Annotated in this window: 15 protein-coding genes; 11 read left to right on the forward strand and 4 right to left on the reverse strand. The window is 40.9% G+C overall.

Features of this window, described 5'->3' with window-relative positions; all coding sequences use genetic code 11:
* Positions 1-2 precede the first annotated feature (2 nt).
* The 5 genes from gldE to BUA53_RS04605 all read left to right on the forward strand — a co-directional run bounded on the left by gldE (position 3) and on the right by BUA53_RS04605 (position 5,385).
* Positions 3-1,346, forward strand: coding sequence for a gliding motility-associated protein GldE (gene gldE, locus BUA53_RS04585; RefSeq protein ID WP_072834299.1), 1,344 nt, complete (start codon positions 3-5; stop codon positions 1,344-1,346).
* Entirely contained in the window at positions 1,336-1,920 is a 585-nt protein-coding gene (gldD, locus tag BUA53_RS04590; protein WP_072834075.1) for a gliding motility lipoprotein GldD, read from the forward strand. Before gldE ends, gldD begins: the two co-directional genes overlap by 11 nt.
* A gap of 152 nt (positions 1,921-2,072) precedes the next feature.
* Positions 2,073-2,657, forward strand: coding sequence for a DUF3109 family protein (locus tag BUA53_RS04595; protein ID WP_072834076.1), 585 nt, complete (start codon positions 2,073-2,075; stop codon positions 2,655-2,657).
* A gap of 2 nt (positions 2,658-2,659) precedes the next feature.
* A complete protein-coding gene (locus BUA53_RS04600; RefSeq protein ID WP_072834077.1) occupies positions 2,660-4,036 on the forward strand; it encodes a LutB/LldF family L-lactate oxidation iron-sulfur protein in 1,377 nt (458 codons plus the stop codon).
* Positions 4,036-5,385: a polysaccharide deacetylase family protein gene (locus BUA53_RS04605; RefSeq protein ID WP_072834078.1), complete on the forward strand. Its 1,350-nt coding sequence runs from the start codon at positions 4,036-4,038 to the stop codon at positions 5,383-5,385. Before BUA53_RS04600 ends, BUA53_RS04605 begins: the two co-directional genes overlap by 1 nt.
* Here BUA53_RS04605 and BUA53_RS04610 read toward each other — a convergent pair.
* The 4 genes from BUA53_RS04610 to BUA53_RS04625 form a co-directional block, all read right to left on the reverse strand.
* The gene (locus BUA53_RS04610) at positions 5,369-6,358 is read right to left on the reverse strand and encodes a DMT family transporter (protein WP_084079827.1); all 990 of its coding nucleotides are present in this window, start codon (positions 6,356-6,358) and stop codon (positions 5,369-5,371) included. The genes BUA53_RS04605 and BUA53_RS04610 overlap by 17 nt on opposite strands.
* Positions 6,359-6,453: 95 nt before the next feature.
* Positions 6,454-7,962: a bifunctional phosphoribosylaminoimidazolecarboxamide formyltransferase/IMP cyclohydrolase gene (gene purH / locus BUA53_RS04615; RefSeq protein ID WP_175546016.1), complete on the reverse strand. Its 1,509-nt coding sequence runs from the start codon at positions 7,960-7,962 to the stop codon at positions 6,454-6,456.
* Positions 7,963-8,121: 159 nt separating this feature from the next.
* Positions 8,122-10,185 carry a ComEC/Rec2 family competence protein gene (locus BUA53_RS04620; RefSeq protein ID WP_072834080.1) on the reverse strand — a complete coding sequence of 688 codons (2,064 nt, stop codon included), beginning with the start codon at positions 10,183-10,185 and terminating at the stop codon, positions 8,122-8,124.
* Between the two features lie 23 nt (positions 10,186-10,208).
* Positions 10,209-11,381, reverse strand: coding sequence for an MFS transporter (locus tag BUA53_RS04625; RefSeq protein ID WP_072834081.1), 1,173 nt, complete (start codon positions 11,379-11,381; stop codon positions 10,209-10,211).
* A 536-nt stretch (positions 11,382-11,917) separates the two neighbouring features.
* On the opposite strand from BUA53_RS04625, the gene BUA53_RS04630 reads away from it, so the two are divergent.
* The 6 genes from BUA53_RS04630 (at position 11,918) to BUA53_RS04655 (ending at position 19,006) form a co-directional block, all read left to right on the forward strand.
* The gene (locus BUA53_RS04630; RefSeq protein ID WP_072834082.1) at positions 11,918-12,943 is read left to right on the forward strand and encodes a rod shape-determining protein; all 1,026 of its coding nucleotides are present in this window, start codon (positions 11,918-11,920) and stop codon (positions 12,941-12,943) included.
* 201 nt (positions 12,944-13,144) lie between these two features.
* Positions 13,145-13,900: a rod shape-determining protein MreC gene (gene mreC, locus BUA53_RS04635; RefSeq protein WP_217652929.1), complete on the forward strand. Its 756-nt coding sequence runs from the start codon at positions 13,145-13,147 to the stop codon at positions 13,898-13,900.
* Positions 13,897-14,430 carry a rod shape-determining protein MreD gene (gene mreD, locus BUA53_RS04640; RefSeq protein ID WP_072834084.1) on the forward strand — a complete coding sequence of 178 codons (534 nt, stop codon included), beginning with the start codon at positions 13,897-13,899 and terminating at the stop codon, positions 14,428-14,430. Before mreC ends, mreD begins: the two co-directional genes overlap by 4 nt.
* A 361-nt stretch (positions 14,431-14,791) precedes the next feature.
* Complete coding sequence (mrdA, locus tag BUA53_RS04645; protein WP_072834085.1) at positions 14,792-16,891, forward strand: penicillin-binding protein 2; 2,100 nt, start codon at positions 14,792-14,794, stop codon at positions 16,889-16,891.
* On the forward strand, positions 16,891-18,228 hold the full coding sequence (rodA, locus tag BUA53_RS04650) for a rod shape-determining protein RodA (RefSeq protein ID WP_072834086.1): 1,338 nt from the start codon (positions 16,891-16,893) through the stop codon (positions 18,226-18,228). The genes mrdA and rodA overlap by 1 nt, the downstream gene beginning before the upstream one ends.
* A gap of 25 nt (positions 18,229-18,253) precedes the next feature.
* Positions 18,254-19,006, forward strand: a complete 753-nt coding sequence (locus BUA53_RS04655; RefSeq protein ID WP_072834301.1) for an MBL fold metallo-hydrolase — start codon at positions 18,254-18,256, stop codon at positions 19,004-19,006.
* Positions 19,007-19,044: the final 38 nt, after the last annotated feature.

A 19,044-nucleotide genomic window follows, 5' to 3' on the forward strand; every position in this document is an offset into this window, starting at 1 on the left:
CATTGGATCACTCGTCGGTAAAAAACTTTTTATATCATTTCGCCCAGATTGCTCATACAGTAAATCCACAGAGCAGTGTATTCCTGGTAGTTTTATTATTGGTACTTCTCTTATTAAGCTTTATTTCCTCTGGTGCTGAAGTGGCTCTTTTCTCTCTTCAAAACCGCGATCTGAATATGCTGAAAACCAAACAGCATGCTGCTGCAAGGCGTATTACCAACCTGCTGGAAGAGCGTAAAGCTGTTTATACGTCTTTGTTAATAGCAGGTGGTGTTTTCAATATCAGTATCATTATCCTGGCTAATTTCCTGCTTTCATCTGTTTTGCATATTGGCACTGTCAATTTGTTTATTCCTATTAACATTGACATGCTTATTAAAATTATAATTATAGCCTTTGTCATAGTTTTCATTGGCAAGATGCTGCCCAAAGTGTGGGCCACTCAGAATACCTTACGTTTTGCTTATAGCACTTCTGCTGTTGTAGAAGCATTGCATTTACTGTTACGCAGGATCAGTTTACGTATGGTAGCCATTGCAGACCAGATCAGTGAAACCAGCGGGGCAAATGAATCAGAAGCTGCAAGTATGAAAGAATTGGATGATGCTATCGAGATCAATAATGTTCAGACATCCATCGAAGAAAAAAATATTCTGAAGGGAATTGTTAAGTTCAGCAACATCACCGTGAAGCAGATAATGAAATTCAGACTTGATGTAAACGGTGTTGATTATACAACAAGCTTTCCTGAACTGATTAAGAAAGTTGAGGAACTGCATTATTCAAGGTTGCCCGTATATAAGAATAGCCTTGATGAAACCATAGGTATATTAAACACTAAAGACCTTTTACCCTTTTTGAATCAGCCGGATTTTGACTGGCATGTTGTAATAAGGCCAACCTTATTTGTTCCGGAATCCAAACTGATCAAAGACCTCTTAAAGGAATTTCAAACAAAGCGTATACATTTTGCCATAGTTGTAGATGAATTTGGTGGATCAAACGGAATTGTTACCATGGAAGATATATTGGAAGAAATCATTGGTGACATCAGGGATGAATTTGATGAAGAAGAAAATGCAATACGCAAACTTGATGATGTTACCTATATAGCAGATGCTAAGATCATGTTATATGACCTTTGCCGCTCCATGAGCCTTCCAATAGATACCTTCGACCAGGTGAAAGGAGAAAGTGATTCATTGGCAGGATTGGTTTTGGAAATAGCTGGCGAGTTTCCTGCCATAAATGAGGTTGTATCTAGTGGGGATTTTGATTTTACTGTTTTGGAAACAGAAAAGAACCGTATTAAAACAGTAAAGATTTTCATTAATCATGAAGCTTAGTTTTCTCATAGCCCTTTTAGGTTTCTTTGTACTTAGCTGTAATAGTGATTACACGCAAAAGCCCAGGGGATACTATAAGATAGACCTTCCTAAAAAGCAATACCGCTTGTTTGACCAGCCGGGTTATCCTTATTCCTTTGAGTACCCGGTATATGGAAAAATAGTAAAAGATTCCACTTTCTTTGAGGAGAAAACCGAAAACCCGTATTGGATCAATATTGACTTTCCTTCCCTGAACGGCAGGTTTTATATCTCTTATAAGGAAATAGGTAAGAATAAATTTGATTCACTTGTAAATGATGCTTATACCTTATCTTATAAACAGCACACTTACAGGGCATCAGCCATTCAGCCCGAACCATTTACCACTGCTTCAGGAATTGAGGGTGTGTTTTTTACATTAAAGGGCAATGCGGCAACCTCAAGCCAATTCTTTGCCACCGATACAGTCAGGCATTTTTTGCGCGGTGCTTTATATTTTAATGTCACCCCAAATGAAGATTCATTGGCGCCAGTCACTAATTTTTTACGTGAGGATCTTCGTCATCTCATCAACACACTCCACTGGAAATAATATCAATTATCAGTTCTAAACTAGAGCCTTTTTGTTTCATAATGGTCTTGAACCCAATTGTATACTGGGTTTCATCATGAGGAAATTTAAATATCCCGTTAATACCCTTTATCACTGCCGTACGGAAGATTACCTTTGCCAAAACGTTTTTTGTGATTGCAATTGATAAAGTTTTGATCAGTGATGAAGTGATAGAGGCTCAATTTGTATGTGACCTTCATAAATGTAAGGGAGGTTGTTGTGAAGATGGAGATGCCGGTGCCCCACTTATGCCTGAGGAAAAGAAGATGCTGGATGAGAACTTTAATGTTATTAAACCTTATATGACCAGGGAAGGCCTCTATGAGATCGAGAGGCAGGGAAAATATTTATATGACCGCGAGTTTGGATGGGTGACCCCTACAGTCAATGGAAAGATCTGTGCCTATGGCTACCGTGATAAGCAGGGTATTATAAAATGCGCTATAGAACAGGCATGTAATGATGGGAAATTAGAGTGGAAAAAGCCTATTAGTTGCCACCTTTATCCAATTAAACTTACCAAAAGCAAAGAATACACAATGCTCAATTATGAGCCCAGGGAAACCATGTGTAAGCCTGCCTGCGCACTTGGTAAAAAATTAAAATTACCTGTATATAAATTCTTAAAGGATGCCATCGTTCGTAAGTTTGGAGATGATTTTTATGATGCCCTGCACCAGGTGGCCATAGAACATTTTGATGAACAAAAGAAGTAACCATGTCTGAGCAATCTTTGGATTTTAATGCAAAAAGCACCATTAAGGCCGCTGACAGGGATCATCGTAGGAAGATCAATTTTAACATGTCTCGCTATAATGCTGTTGTGCCTATAGGAAAGCAGCAATTTACAGATGTGCACCTGGCACGTGAAAAAGCAAAAAACATTAAATGGAAAGCAATTGAATCGCTGGATAAGCAACTTGAAAACTTCGAGATGCAGATCAGCAGGAGAGGCGCTAAAGTGATCTGGGCAGAAACCGCAGAAGAAGCCCTTTCTGAAATTTTGAAAATCTGCCAGGCCAAAAAATGCTCTACAATCGTTAAGAGCAAGAGTATGGTGACGGAGGAAATTCATTTAAATCGCTTTCTTGAACAAAATGGCATTGAAAGCGTTGAAACTGACCTTGGCGAATATATTCAGCAATTGGATGGTGAACCACCTTATCACATTGTTACACCCGCCATGCATAAAAGTAAGGAAGATGTGGCGCGTGTCTTTGCGCATAAATTAGGTACTAACCCAAACCTGACACCCACACAGTTAACCCTTGTGGCCCGTGAAAAACTCCGGGAGAAATATACTGAGGCACAAATTGGCATTACTGGTGCCAATTTTATTATAGCTGATATCGGTGGCATTGCTGTTACAGAAAATGAAGGTAATGCCCGCCTCAGTACAGCCTTTCCAAAAACCCATATCGTAATAGTAGGAATAGAAAAGGTATTGCCTTCTGTTACTGACCTGGCGTTATTCTGGCCCTTGTTAGCTACCTATGGAACAGGGCAAAAAGTTACTGTTTACAATTCTATTATCTCGGGACCGAGGCAGGTAAACGAAAATGATGGTCCTACCGAAATGTATGTGATCCTCCTGGATAATGGCCGCACCAACCTTTTAGCTAATGAAAAGTCCAGGGAAGCTTTGTATTGTATACGGTGTGGGGCCTGCCTGAATGCATGTCCTGTTTATAAAAATATTGGCGGGCACACCTATGGTACCACCTATAGCGGACCTATAGGTTCAGTTATTACTCCTCACCTTAGAAATATGGACGAATGGAAGCATTTAAGTTACGCTTCTTCTTTGTGTGGGAATTGTACTGAAGTTTGTGCCGTAAAAATTAACCTTCATGAATTGTTGCTTGAAAACCGGCATGAAGCGGTAGATCAAGGCAATGCTTCCTTTGGTGAAAAAATGGCCTGGCGTTTCTGGAAAAAGGCAATGCTTAACAGGCGGATCATGAATATGGGTTCTGCGCCTGTTAAAACCTGGGTAGTCAATAGTTTTGTAAAAGACTGGAAGAAAAATCGAAGTGAGCTCCAATTTCCTAAGAAATCATTTAATCAATTGTGGAAAGAACGAAATAATCAGTAATGATCTTTTCAGCTCTGATCTTTAGTCATAGCATCACTCCAAGACTGGAATATATTGCTGCTTTTCTATCCAGGTACTATGGCTCTTTATTTAAGTTAACCAGCGACGAGGATGCATATCTAAAATCATCGTGTTCATGCAAGATCAATTACAGCTACCACCCATTAGACAAAGGAGAGATATGGATGCATTCTCATGCTTTGTTAACAGAATCCGCCATTCATCCTGTAAAAATTGAACTATTTGATCATGTGCCATTTTCGGGTGCGCCAGGCAGCTATAAAGCTTTTTTTAAGACAGAAGGTAATACAGGTTTTGACCTTTTTGCTGCTGTCTTTTACTTGATCACCCGCTACGAAGAATATTTGCCGCACAAAAAAGACATGTATGGCAGGTATGCCCATGAAAATTCTCTTGCTTTTAGAGAACATTTTCTTTCTGTGCCATTAGTAAATACATGGCTTGAGGATTTCAGAACCTTGCTGGCAGGCAGAGAACCTCTATTTAATAATATTCCTTCTTTTAGATTCATTCCCACTTATGATATAGATATGGCCTGGAGCTACCTCCACAAGGGAATGAAAAGAAAACTGGGTGCCTTTGTGAACTCGTTTGTAAAAGGCAAATGGCATGCTGTATCGGAAAGATCAAAAGTTTTACGCGGAAAGCTTCCGGATCCTTATGATGCCTACGAATGGATGGATGATTTGCATAATCAATACAAATTAGATCCGATTTACTTTTTCCTTGTAGCGCATCAAACAGGTAAATACGATAAAAATACATCCATTCATAGCCCTGCTTTTAAAAGCCTGGTAAAAACAAATGCTTCCAGGTACCATATTGGTTTACATCCTTCCTGGCATAGCGGCGATGTTCCTCATTGGTTAATCAATGAAAAGGAATGGCTGGAACAAATGACGGGTAAGACAATTGATACATCAAGGCAACATTATATACGCTTCGCATTGCCTCAATCTTACCAGCGACTGATCACTGCAGGTATAAGGAATGAACACTCCATGGGTTATGGCAGCATCAATGGGTTCCGGGCTTCTATTGCTTCTTCTTATTATTGGTATGACCTTAAGAATGACGAAGCTACTTCCCTGCTTATTCATCCCTTCTGCTTTATGGATGCCAATTCTTATTATGAACAAAAGCAAACACCCGAAGAAACTGCGGCCGAATTGATGAAGTACTATGAGGCTGTTCGTTCGGTTCATGGCACAATGATCACCATCTGGCACAACAGTTTTTTGGGAGCTGCCAGTGAATTCAATGGCTGGCGCCAGGTATACCAACAGTTTATAGAGAACCTCGGCAAGGAAGTTATTTCATCTTCATGATCGACCTGTTCACAAGGTATACACCGTAAAGAGTTACCAATACACCTGCAATAATAAATGGTGTCAGCATCTCTCCAAAAAGTATCCATCCTAATAATACAGCTACTATCGGGTTGATATAAGCGTAAATAGAAACCTGCTCCGTTGGCAAGTTCTGCAAAGCATACAGGTAGGCAATAAATGAGATCACTGAGCCAAAAATTACCAGGTAAGCAATACCCGCCCATGATTGCCAGGGAATTTCTTTGTAGGGTAAGGCATCATTAGAGATATGAGCAGTGCTTATCAGGGCAATGCCTGAAATAAACATTTGTAGTCCCAGGCTAAAATAGGGATTAAAACTTGCTGCATGTTTCTTGGTGTAAAGGGTTCCAAATGCCCATGACCAGGTAGCTGCAAGGGAAAGAAAAATTCCAAACCTGAAATCCCCATTAAAAAAATCATTGAGGTGCTCGTAGAAAATTATGCAAATACCAGCAAATCCAATTAACAGGCCGAGGATGGTTTTGTTTTGTAGTTTAGTTTGAGATCCAAATAAACCTATCACTACTAACCATAAAGGGAAAATGGCACCAATAATAGACCCTAAACCGGCAGAGATATATTTTACCCCCCAAGTAGACAAACCATTGCTCAGGGTAAAATTCAGAAACCCCAGTACAAGAATGGTACGCCATTCTTTGCCTTTAGGAAACCTTGATCCCTTCAATAAAAAGAACAGGATATAGCACGTGCCTCCAAAGAATTGCCTCATGCCTGCCATTTGTAAGGCCGGCATATGGCTTACAGCTTCCTTAGATGCCACCCATGTGGTTCCCCAAAAGAAACACACCAACAACAAAGCAATAAAAGCTTTTGCCTTTGTGCCATGTTTCCTGAAATTAAAAGGATTCAGGTAGGTGAAATAACGGCCAGGAACATTGCTCTTCCCATGGGTTGGAAGAGAAGAGAAGTTAGGTTCCTTTGTATTCATTATAAATTGGTGATCTTAATGGTATGGCCATCGGGAAGCAAATATTGAAACTTCAATTTGGCTGTTTTTTTATTATTGTAATTAAAGGAGACAGATCAATGCCTGAAATGCCTCATACCCGTCATTACCATTGCCAGGTTATTGGCTTTACAATATTCTATACTATCCTTATCTCTAATGGATCCCCCGGGTTGAATAAAAGCCGTGATGCCAGCTTCATGTCCTAATTGCACACAATCATTAAAAGGGAAAAAAGCATCACTTGCCATTACCGCACCATTCAGATCAAAATGAAACTGTTTTGCTTTTTCTATAGCATGGCGTAGTGCGTCTATTCTGCTTGTCTGACCGCAACCTTTTCCTACTAATTGCTGATTTTTAACCAGGGCAATGGCATTCGATTTCAAATGTTTACATACCAGGTTAGCAAATTCCAGGTCTTTCCTTTCTACATCAGAAGAGGTTCTGCTGCCCACTTCATCCCATTTTTCAAAATTGCCTTTATCCTTCTGTTGTTGAAGTGTGCCATTTACAGCATTCTTATAGATATTACTTGTTGTATTGGTGTTCTTCAATTGCAACAGTATCCTGTTCTTTTTAGATCTCAGTTTTTCCAAAGCTGCTTCGCTAAAAGATGGAGCTATCAATACTTCAAAAAATATTTCACTGATGGCATCAGCTGTAGTCGCGTCAATTTCTTTATTACAAACTAAAACTCCACCAAAAGCACTTTCTGGATCACCTGCCAGGGCAGCTTTCCAGCTATCGAATACGCTATCTCTTGAGGCGATGCCGCAAACATTAGTATGTTTGATGATAGCAAATGTAGTATCTGCAAATTCCTTTATCAGTTCAATAGCCGCATCAATATCTACCAGGTTATTATAGGATATCTCTTTTCCATGTAATTGATCAAAGCATGCGGAGAGGTCACCGAAGAACACAGCATGTTGATGGGGATTTTCTCCATATCTTAATGGGCTTTGCTTACCACTCCCAATTACATGTAATGGTGCATCCTGGTGAAAATAATTATTGATGGCAATATCATAGTCTGCAACAATGCTGAAAGCTTTAGCTGCAAAATTCCGGCGTTGATCAAGCCTTGTTTCACCATTTTGTTGCTGCAGAATATCAATCAATTCCTGGTAGTCGTCTTTTGATGCCAATACGGTTACATCGCTAAAGTTCTTTGCAGCGGCACGTATCATGCTGGGTCCGCCAATGTCAATCTTTTCTATGATCAGTTTTTCTTCAGTGGTCTGAGCTACTGTTTCCTGGAATGGATACAGGTCTACAATAACCAAATCAATGACCGGAATATTAAATTCTTTCATTTCTTCCAGGTCTTTTTCATTATCGCGGCGTCCCAGTATGCCACCAAATACAGATGGATGCAAGGTCTTTACCCGTCCTCCTAATATAGATGGATAAGTTGTCAGCTCTTCAACAGGAACTACGCCAATGCCAAGGTTCTGTATATAATTTTGGGTGCCACCCGTAGAATAAATGGTTACTCCGTTATTATGAAGTTCCTTCACCAGGGACTCGAGGCCATCTTTATAAAAAACAGAGATCAGTGCAGAAGAAATTTTCTTGTTCATGGAAATTGATTGAGCAATTCAGGTTTCTTGAAATATAAGAAGTCGCAAAGGTACTTCACTGCATTTTTACCACAAAAGCATGAAATGTACAATAGTGGATAACTATATGTGTATTTTGATTGCAGATGTCATACAACCCGGCAATTTCAATGTATTTTTTCAGAGTTCCAGGATATATGCTCCTTTGTTCTGCACGTTATAGCATGGTATGTGAAGTGAATCACAATCATGCTGCCATAACCTTGCCTTCCAGCCAGGCACGGAACCATCTATTACCACCTGTTTTGGAAGGTCACGGTTTATTAATTGTGAAAAATAAAAGCGTGGGTTTCTGGAAAGGATGAGCAGGTCAATGGTTTTCTGTTGTGGAACCATTGCAGCTTCTCCATCAATTATCAGAATATGTTTACCCTGAACTTCAATATTCCTGGCCTGTAATGATATTTGTTGATCTGGTGCTACCCGTTGCTGTATCCGGGCTGGTTGCAGGTGAAAATTCCTGTTGAAGTCATTATGTAGCAAAGCTGAATCACCTATAAAATTATAGTGTAATCCTTCTACTATATCAATAGCCTGAAATTTCGGCACATTGTAAACTATTATTCTTTTTTGATGACTTGCCTGGTAAAATGAAAAGGATCTCAATGCGGAGAATGCCAATAAACTATAGATTGCTACATACAATATCTGCCTTTTTTTAAATTGAAGCCAGTAACAAAAACCGGCTATAAATATCATTAAGAATGTGGCCTGCAAAGGCGTGATGGACAAGCCATTCCATAAAGCAAAGGGTATATTATTCCATTGTTCAATATAACTGTTCATCCAATAAATGAGCAGGTGTAATACCTTTCCTGTTGCCGTTGCAACAGGTTCAAGAAAAAAGAAAGCACATAAAAATATCTCTCCTAATAATATTACACTCGATAGTGGCACTGCAACAATATTTGTAAATAGGAACAGTAGGGGAAGCTGGTGAAAGTGGTATATACTTACTGGTAAAGTGAGCAACTGGGCTGCAAGGGTCACTGCCACCAGTTTCCAGAAAAAATCAATGCCTTTATTGGTAAAGAAAAACCAGTTATAAATGGGTTTATAGAAAGCAATAATACTAAGTACTGCGGCATAAGAAAGCTGGAAGCCGGCATCCCACAACCAGAATGGATTGTAACAAAGCAATACAAACGCCGACAATGCAAGGTTATTATATACATTGCTGCGACGCGAATTGACTTCTCCAATTGCCAGGAATGAAAACATCACCACTGATCGCATTACAGAGGGTTGTGCCCCGGATAGTATACTAAATAACCATAAGAAAGAAAGAATTATAATAAGTCGCAGCCATTTAGAAGCTTTAGTTTTTGCCAGGGGTTTGGTAAGCAATAATAATAGCCAGTAGATCAGTCCCAGGTGAAGTCCCGAAATGGCAATGATATGAACAACACCTGTATTGGTATAGGATTGTACCAGGCCTTTATCAAGGTCATTCTTATACCCAATTAAGAGCGCAGAGGCGAGACCTTGCTCTTTTTCGCCGGTAATAAATTTCTTAAGGATACCAACGATCCATTCCCGGCTGTTATAAATAAATGTTTTAAAAGCTGACGGGCTTTCATCTATCAATACAAAATCAGTTGCTGCCAGGTAAGCCTGGTGGGTTATGCCCTGGAATAAACAATACTGTTTATAATCAAAGCTCCCAGGGTTACCTGTATTTTTTATTTCCTGCAACCTGTTTTTAACCAGGATCTGCGATCCAAATCTTAGGGAACCTATACCCGGCGCTTTTTGGAAATAGAGTATTACTTTACCCTTGCTTGTCTCCCATTTATTGTACTTAATTCCCTGTATAGTACCTATAGCTTTATAAGAATTGGGTTTTTCCTGCAAGGGTTCCTCCAGGGTTATTAACAAACAAGCGGGATGCCTGGCATGACCAATCCAGTTGCTTTCATTCCTGATATCATTTATAAATACCAGAAAGGTCCCCAGAAAGGCGAGCAGCAGGTTGATGGAGATGCCATTGAGGTAATGAAGCCGGAATTTATCCTTTAAGGCTAAAACTGAAAAAATACACACCAGCAAAACACAAGCTGACAAGCCTGTAACCAGCCAAAGAAGTCTTACCTGTAAATACCATTGTATAATAATACCTGCAGCTAATGGAATAAGTAAGCGCACAAAAGGCGCTTCTTTCCAGGCAGGTATTTTTGGCGGCATGCTGAAAGATAAAATGCCGCTTGTTATTTTTCAACCCTTTTTTGCGTATTTATCAATAAATATATCATGGATACTATAGCTGCTCCGGCTGTTACCATAAAGGTTGATTTGCTTCCAAAACCCGTCCAGAGCCCGCCGGCTATTACACTTGCCAATAGTGTGCAGATACTTTCGCAGGAAGTATAAAATCCTACCGCGGTTGCTGTGTTGGCATTATGGGCTGTATTGGTGATCCAGGCCTTGGCTATGCCCTCTGTGGCTGCGGCATAAACACCATATAATACAAAGGCTGCACCAATCACCCAGGCCGAATGAGTGGTTCCAAACAGGTAATAGACCAACGAAAAAATTGCAAGCCCGGAAACAAGTACCTGCCTTGTACCAATTCTGTCGGCCAATATACCCATAGGAAAGGAGGCCAGTGCATATACCAGGTTATACAGAATATAGGCCCCGATGGTAAGTTGATCACTACCAGTCACTTCCCTGGTTTTTAATAGCAAAAAGATATCAGAGCTATTGAATAGCGCCAGGAATAATAAACCAATGACCAGTCTTTTAAATTCAGGGGTAGCAATGGTCCAATACCTGAAAAAGGAAAAGAAATTTCCCTTGGCCATCGTGGATGAGGGTTCCGGTCTTTCCTTTACCAGGAATACCAGCAAAACAGATATCAGGCCGGGTAAGAATGCCACCAGGAAAATAAATGTATAATTATGCGGGTAAAAGAAAAGCAGCACCAGGGCTATGACGGGCCCAATAGCAGCACCCAAAGTATCCATACCCCTATGGAATCCAAATACACGGGCCTTGGTTTCCGGGGTGGCGTTTTGTGATAATAAAGCATCCCTGGCTGCGGTTCTTAAGCCTTTGCCCAACCTGTCCACTGTTCTTGCCAGGAACACCCAAAATGGAAATGTAAAGGCAGCCATCATGGGTTTTGAAATGGCACTTAGAAAATATCCCCCCTTTATAAACGGTACACGCAATCCTTTCTGGTCGCTTAATTTTCCAAAATAGCCTTTACTGATGCCTGCGGTAAAGTTGGCTACGCCTTCCAGGATGCCTATCAATAATACTGAAAAGCCTATTTCTTTAAGATAAACAGGTATTACCGGGTACAGCATTTCGCTGGCTATATCTGCAAAGAGGCTCACCAGCGATAGGATCAAAACGGTCCTGTTTATCACTTTCATTCTTCAAAAATAGTGGGTGACATCAGAATATAGGTCCCGGGCATTAGCAGCATACACAGTTTTGCAGGCTGACTTATAAGTTAAATATCGTATACCTATCAACGTTCCTTCGGTTTTGTACCTGTTTCCCTGCCATTTACTCCCTACCTTCTTGCGGGCTCCGCCCTATCTGCGGTATAGATACTCCGTGATTGCACGGAGTATCTATACCGCAGGTATACCGAAACTATACCGGAGATAGCAAGGAAATGGGGAGATTTTAAGTACCAGGTTTGCAAATTGTAGCTCTTTAAAGGAATGGATGATGGAAGCCACCTCAAAATCGGCCGGAGGTTTTAGACTTGTATAAGGATATTTTAAAAAATTCAACTTATTGGGCAATTAATCCCATATAGAAACGTTGCCGTCATATTTGTTCATAATTAATTGATATTCTTCAAAAATGTGCTGTTAGCGTTGCTTTTTACTTTGACATTTCAATTTATTTCTTACAACTTTGCACACAACCTTCAAAACATTAAATCCAATACAGAAGCATGGGACTTTTTAATTGGTTCACGCAAGAAATAGCAATAGACCTAGGAACAGCCAATACCCTGATTATTCATAATGATGAAGTGGTGGTAAATGAGCCTTCCATTGTTGCGTTGAACCGAAATAACCCGAAAGAAGTTTTGGCCGTTGGAAAACGTGCCTTAATGATGCATGAAAAAACCCACGAGAGCATCAAAACCATCCGCCCGTTAAAAGATGGTGTAATAGCTGATTTTAACGCTGCCGAGCTGATGCTTCGTGAAATGATCAAACTGGTTTATCCAAAGAAGCCTTTATTCCCCCCCAGCTGGCGCATGATGATCTGCATACCTTCTTCCATTACAGAAGTGGAAAAGCGTGCTGTTAGAGACAGTGCCGAGCAGGCAGGTGCCAAAGAGGTTTACCTGATACACGAACCCATGGCAGCAGCACTGGGTATAGGCATTGATGTGGAAGAACCTGTAGGTAATATGATCATTGACATTGGCGGTGGAACAACCGGTATTACCGTTATCGCGCTTGCAGGTATTGTTTGTGATCAATCAATTCGTATTGCCGGTGATGAATTTACTGCCGATATCATGGAAGCCCTCCGCAGGTATCATAGCTTATTGATTGGGGAAAGAACGGCAGAACAGATCAAGATACAGATAGGTGCTGCCATGAAGGACCTGGATAATCCACCGGATGATATCCCGGTAAACGGTCGTGACCTGGTAACAGGTATCCCCAAACAGATCATGGTAAGCTATCAGGAGATAGCTGAGGCCCTGGATAAGAGCATCTTTAAAATAGAAGAAGCGGTATTAAAAGCCCTTGAGCAAACTCCTCCCGAATTGGCTGCTGATATTTATCGCCGTGGCTTATATATCACTGGTGGTGGCGCCCTGCTAAAAGGGTTGGATAAACGCCTGAGCCAGAAGATAAAACTGCCTGTGCATGTAGCAGATGATCCACTGAAAAGCGTGGTTAGGGGAACAGGGTTAGCTTTAAAGAACTACGATAGGTATCCCTTTGTCATGAGATAATTTAAGAAGCACCAAGACGTTAATCTAACCGGGCCCTGTGGGCCGGCTAATGTCTTAAAATCCTGAATTCTATAGCCAGTGCGCAATATTTTTCTATTTATCCGGAGGTATTTTACATTTCTTGCCTTCCTGGTGTTGCAAATTTTTTCGCTTTGGATGTTATTTAATTATAACCGGTTCCATCGAACAGTAGGATTAGGCATGGCAAACCAGTTCACAGGTGTAATAAACACCCAGGTAGACAGGCTGGATGATTATTTTCACCAGGGTGAAGAAAACAAGCGGGTGCACCGGATGAATGATTCTCTTCTCAATCTATTAAAAAGTAACTTTTCCATCCCTGACACTGGTCAAAAAGCCGTTGCTGATACTATCCTTGTCGACTCTGTTAAAAAAGTTAGAAGGTATTATTGGCTGGATGCAAAAGTGGTATACAATACCATCAATTTCGAACGCAATTACCTCCAGTTAGACCGTGGATCGAAGTATGGGATCAAGGATAATATGGCTGTTTTGAGTTCAGATGGGGCTGTGGTAGGTGTGATAGTGAATGAGAGCCCTAATTTCAGCCAGGTTATGAGCCTTTTGCATGTACAAAGTTCTGTAAGTGCATCACTAAAAAATGCAGGCGAGTCGGGCAGGATAAAGTGGGATGGAAAAGATCCTAAGGCAGTTTACCTGGAGGGCATCCCGAAAAATGTGCCTGTGAAAATAGGTGATACAGTGGTTACCAGTAAATACTCCTATAATTTCCCTCCTGATAAATTAATAGGCACTATTAGCGGAATAGGCAATGACCCCGCTACCGGTTTTTACCTTTTAAAGGTGCGGCCGGCTGTGAATTTTAATAATGTTCAGCAGGTTTTTGTAGTAGATAATTTACAGAGAGAAGAACAGGTGCAACTGGAAAAGGACACGGAAAAAAAGATAGAACAGCAAAAAAGAACTACTAAGTGAGTGATCTGGTAAAAAATATTTTCAGGCTGATCGTTTTTGTACTGGTGCAGGTATATGTTTTAAACAAAATACCGCACCTGCACAGGTTTATTGTGCCCTACCTATATTTTCTTTTCATTATATGGCTCCCCTTTAGTATTTCAAGACCCGGATTGTTGCTTACCGGGTTTGTTGCAGGCCTGGTATTGGATTATTTTACCAATACTCCTGGTTTGCATGCCGCCGCCTGTGTACTGATAGCTTATATCAGGCCCTTTATCATTAATTTATTGATACCAAAGGACACAGCCGAATTTAATTACCGGGAACCCACACCCAGGGCCATGGGCTGGGCACCTTATGGCGTATATATATTGGTAATGGCCTTATGCCATAATTCATACCTGCTTTTACTGGAGTTTCTTCATTTTGGTAACTTTCTTGATTTCTTATTAAAGATCCTTACTACAACTGCCATTAGTTTGCTATTGATCTTTACTACAGAATTATTATTTCCCCGACGTATTAAATACAGGACCAATACTGCCTGAGCTTTTGGGAAAAGATGCTTGTTTCAATGCAGTGGATCAACCTGCCAATTGCAAACAGCTGGTATTTCATGATGGTTCCGCTTATTTTATACCCAAAACTGGATTGTTTGCTATATCCGTCTTTTTGGACATAATACGGTAAAAACGGCCAGGATCAATATTGGATATAAGGCATACTGGGGTACTTCCTAATGTTCATTAAGCCCTCTTCGGTTGTTAAGCGCTATTTTGCAGCACTACTATTTTTGTTTTTGCAAAAAAATAAGAGAAGTTCTTGTACACTTGTTTTTGGATATCGGCAAACCTTTACCAAATTTGCATAGCAGTCTTACGAAACTATTTTTTGACTTCGGTATAATCAATGCCTGTGTTTAACCAATCTAGGAGTTATATCATCCGCCTAATATTTATTATTGCCTTCCTGGTGATGCTGGGCCAGTTATTGAATCTGCAAATAATTTCTGGCAAGTATCAAAAGCTTGCTGCGGATAATGCCATTTTTAAAAAGACCGTTTATCCCTCCCGCGGAATTGTATTTGACCGAAAGAAAAAGGCCATAGTGAACAACGTGTTGATGTATGACCTGATGGTAACACCTTCGGAGGTGAAAAATGTTGATACTGCTTACTTATGCCAATTGCTGGAAATCGATACCGCAGAATTCAAGAGCAGGATCATTGAAGCTATTGTAAAGAATGGACGTTATCGTCCCTCTTCATTTGAAGGCCTGTTAACACAGGAAAAATATGCCCGGCTACAGGAAAACATGTGGCGTTTTGAAGATAAAGGATTCTTCCTGCAGGACAGGCTCGTACGAACCTTCCCGTTCAATGCCGGGGCACACTTTATGGGCTATACAGGTGAGGTAGATTCTGGTATCATTGCCCGGTCGGAGGGTTTTTACCTGCCAGGCGATTATGTAGGACGAACAGGGCTGGAAGCATATTATGAAAAGGTGCTGATGGGGCAGAGGGGTCTGCAATATTTGATCAAAGACCATCGTAACCGGTTGGTTGGTTCGTATGACAATGGATCGCTTGACCAAAAGGCCATTTCAGGAAGAGGGTTAAATACCTATGTTGATATTGAAATACAGCAACTGGCTGAGAAATTACTGACCAATAAAATAGGCGCCATCATTGCCATTGAGCCAAAAACAGGTGGCATTATTGCAATGGCTTCCGGACCTACATTCAATCCAAATGATCTTACCGGGGCCGATTTTAAAAAGACCTACGGTAAGTTTGTACTGGATGTTTCCCGTCCCTTATTGAACAGGGCCATTAAAGGACAATACCCTCCAGGGTCAACATATAAGCCAATTGGTGCGCTCATTGGTTTGGATGAAGGTGTTATTAACCAGAACTCCGGGATAGGCTGCACGGGGGCTTATTATGGTTGTGCACGACCTGTCAGGTGCACAGAGAAATGGGCCGGCCATTCGGGCAACCTGCGACAGTCCATTGCCCATTCCTGCAACTCATTCTTTTCTATGACCTACCGGTTGACGGTAGATAACCCAAAGATTGGCAATGTCAAAAAGGGATATGCCAAATGGAAGGAATACATGAATGCATTTGGATATGGCAACCCACTGGGTGTGGATCTGCCCAGCGAGGACAGGGGAAATATCCCCGATACTACCAGGTATAACAAGGTTTACAGGGGCGCCTGGAATTCATGTACCAATGTCACTTTGGGCATAGGACAGGATATGATGCTGGCTACGCCTGTTCAGATTGCAAATGCCATGTGCATCATCGCCAATAAAGGTTATTTCTATACCCCCCATTTTGTAAAGGAAATTGAAAATGAAACAAAGGAAGACAGTGTACTAAACCGGTTCAGGACAAGGCACCAGATACCTGTACACATTTCCAACAGCGATTATGAAGATGTTATTGATGGCATGGAGGATGTAACAATAGTGGGTACTGCAGCTGGCATACCAAAGATACCCGGGATCAATATTTGTGCTAAAACTGGTACTGCAGAAAATAAGATCGTATTGGACGGAAGGGCATTACAGCTAAAAGACCACTCTTTATTTGCTTGCTTCGCACCTCGTGAAGATCCAAAGATCGCCATTGCTGTAATTGTTGAAAACGGGGGTTTTGGATCTACCTGGGCTGGCCCGATGGCTTATTTGATGATTGAAAAATATTTGACGGATTCTCTTCGTGCCGACAGGGCCAAAGAAGTTGACCGAATTGCAAGTACCAACCTTATGCCTGGTTACCTTCCCCGGTTACAGTATAAAGAAGATTCTGCAAGGGCTTATTTTTATTTCAACCTCACCAAGGATAGCAATTATATAAAAAAGTATTTGCACAAAGGATATACCCCTCCACCAGTAAAAAAAGAACAGGATACGCCAAAGACCCGTGTCGTATATCGTAAACCTGAACTTTTTGAACCTGAAAAAGGCTTTTTAATCAGAAAGAAAAATGCAACTGTATAATGAATCGTAATGATACGGGTATATCGAAGGGTATAGATGTAAGCCTTATTTGGTTGTATCTATTGCTGGTCATGGTGGGCATCATGGCCATTTTTGCCGTTACTTACAAGGAAGGAGATGCGGTGCTTGCGAGCTTCTTTTCTTTTAAAACAGATTACAGCAAGCAGATGTATTATTTCTTCATTGCGTTTGTGCTTGGCATTTTTATATTACTCACAGATAGTAAATTCTTTACTGCGACAGCCAATATATGGTATGCGCTGGGGATAGTAATGCTGTTGCTTGTATTTCCTTTTCACTCACGTGTTAAAGGAACTGAATCAATAATCCGTTTTGGTGGCTTCCAGTTTCAGCCGGCTGAATTCTGTAAAGTATGTGTATGCCTGGCACTGGCAAAATACCTTTCCCTGCCTAATCTTGACTTTAGTAAAACAAGGTCTCAGCTTATTGCTGCAGGTATTGTTTTGCTGCCATCCATGCTTACCATTTTACAAAGTGAAACGGGATTGGCCCTTGTATATTTTTCTTTCTTTATAGTCATGTATCGTGAAGGGCTTCCTGCAACTGTACTTGTGGTTGGGTTTTCTTTGGCTGCCCTGGTAGTAGCAACCCTCCTGGTTGATAAGAACGTACTGGCAGTAGCCTTGACGGTGGTAGCTGCGTTGGTGGGTTATATTATTTACCGGCAATCGCGTAGAAAAAGAGGCATACTGACCAAGGTTGTCTTCATATGGATTATCTGCGTGGGCATACAGAGGTTTGGAGTACCCTTTGTTTTTAAACATGTCATGCAGCCCTACCAGGTAGAACGTATATTCAGCACTATCGGCCGCGATATTCCTGAGGAGTACCAGAAGACAGGAAGTAAGCAGGAATTACAAAAACCAGGCAAGAAAGATGTTGACTATAATGTGAAGCAATCAAAGATTGCTATAGGTTCAGGTGGGTTTACGGGGAAAGGTTTGCTGAAAGGCACTCAGACGCGTTATGATTTTGTGCCTGAACAGCGAACTGACTTTATATTTTGTACCATTGGTGAAGGCTTTGGCTTCATTGGAACTACTGTATTGTTAGGCATATATATGTTGCTTCTTTTCAGGATTGTAGCAGTGGCAGAAAGACAACGAAGTGTGTTTAGCCGTTGCTATGCTTATGGTGTTGCCGCTGTTCTTTTCTTTCATGTAACCATCAATATTTGCATGACCATTGGACTAGCCCCGGTAATTGGAATCCCACTTCCATTTATCAGCTATGGGGGTACTGCTTTGTTGACCTTTACTATTCTTTTATTTATCCTTATCAGGCTTGATGCCGACAGGCAAATGGTGTTGAGATGATTATTGTTTTAAAGAAATTATGCTGATGAAAATTATTCCATTATCTGAAGGCTCATTTACTATAGATAAAACAAAGCTTTTTGTTCCTTTCGAAGAAGGTGAGCATGTTTTAAATGAACGGCCTATAGGTAGTTTGCTGGTAGAGATACAACCATTCCTGGTGGTCACACCAAAAGATATCTTGTTACTGGACACCGGGCTTGGCTTCAATGACACTACTCATGGAAAAATGCAGCTTCATGCCAATCTGGAAAAGGAAGGGATCAGGCCTGAGCAGGTGACTAAAGTATTAATGTCACATTTGCATAAGGATCACGCGGGGGGAATCAGTATGGAAAACGATCATGCGAGACTCAGCCTGCCTAATGCTACTTACTACGTTCAAAGAAGAGAATGGGAATTTGCAATGGAGAAAGGTGCTCCCTCATTTATTCCAGGAGAAATTGAAGTGTTGGGTAATTCAAAACAAGTAAAGTTCCTGGATAATGATGAAGGCATGATAGATAATTATATCAGTTACCGGCACACGGGAGCCCACTCGCCATTTCACCAGGTATTCTGGATCCGCAATGATAAAGAAACCATTTTCTTTGGAGGAGATGATGCACCCCAGTTGCAACAAATGAAAGTGCGATACAAAACAAAATATGATTATCATCCCGAGGAAGCCATGAATCTCAGGAGGGAATGGTGGGATCAGGGTAATAAGGAAGGATGGACCTTTCTATTTTACCATGATATTAAAGCACCTGTGTACACACGCCCCGGGACCATCTAAAATAATTGCTGAGAACAAAAGGCTGATTGCTTCATTTC

This window comes from Flavisolibacter ginsengisoli DSM 18119 (assembly GCF_900129295.1).
Taxonomy (GTDB): Bacteria; Bacteroidota; Bacteroidia; order Chitinophagales; family Chitinophagaceae; genus Flavisolibacter; species Flavisolibacter ginsengisoli.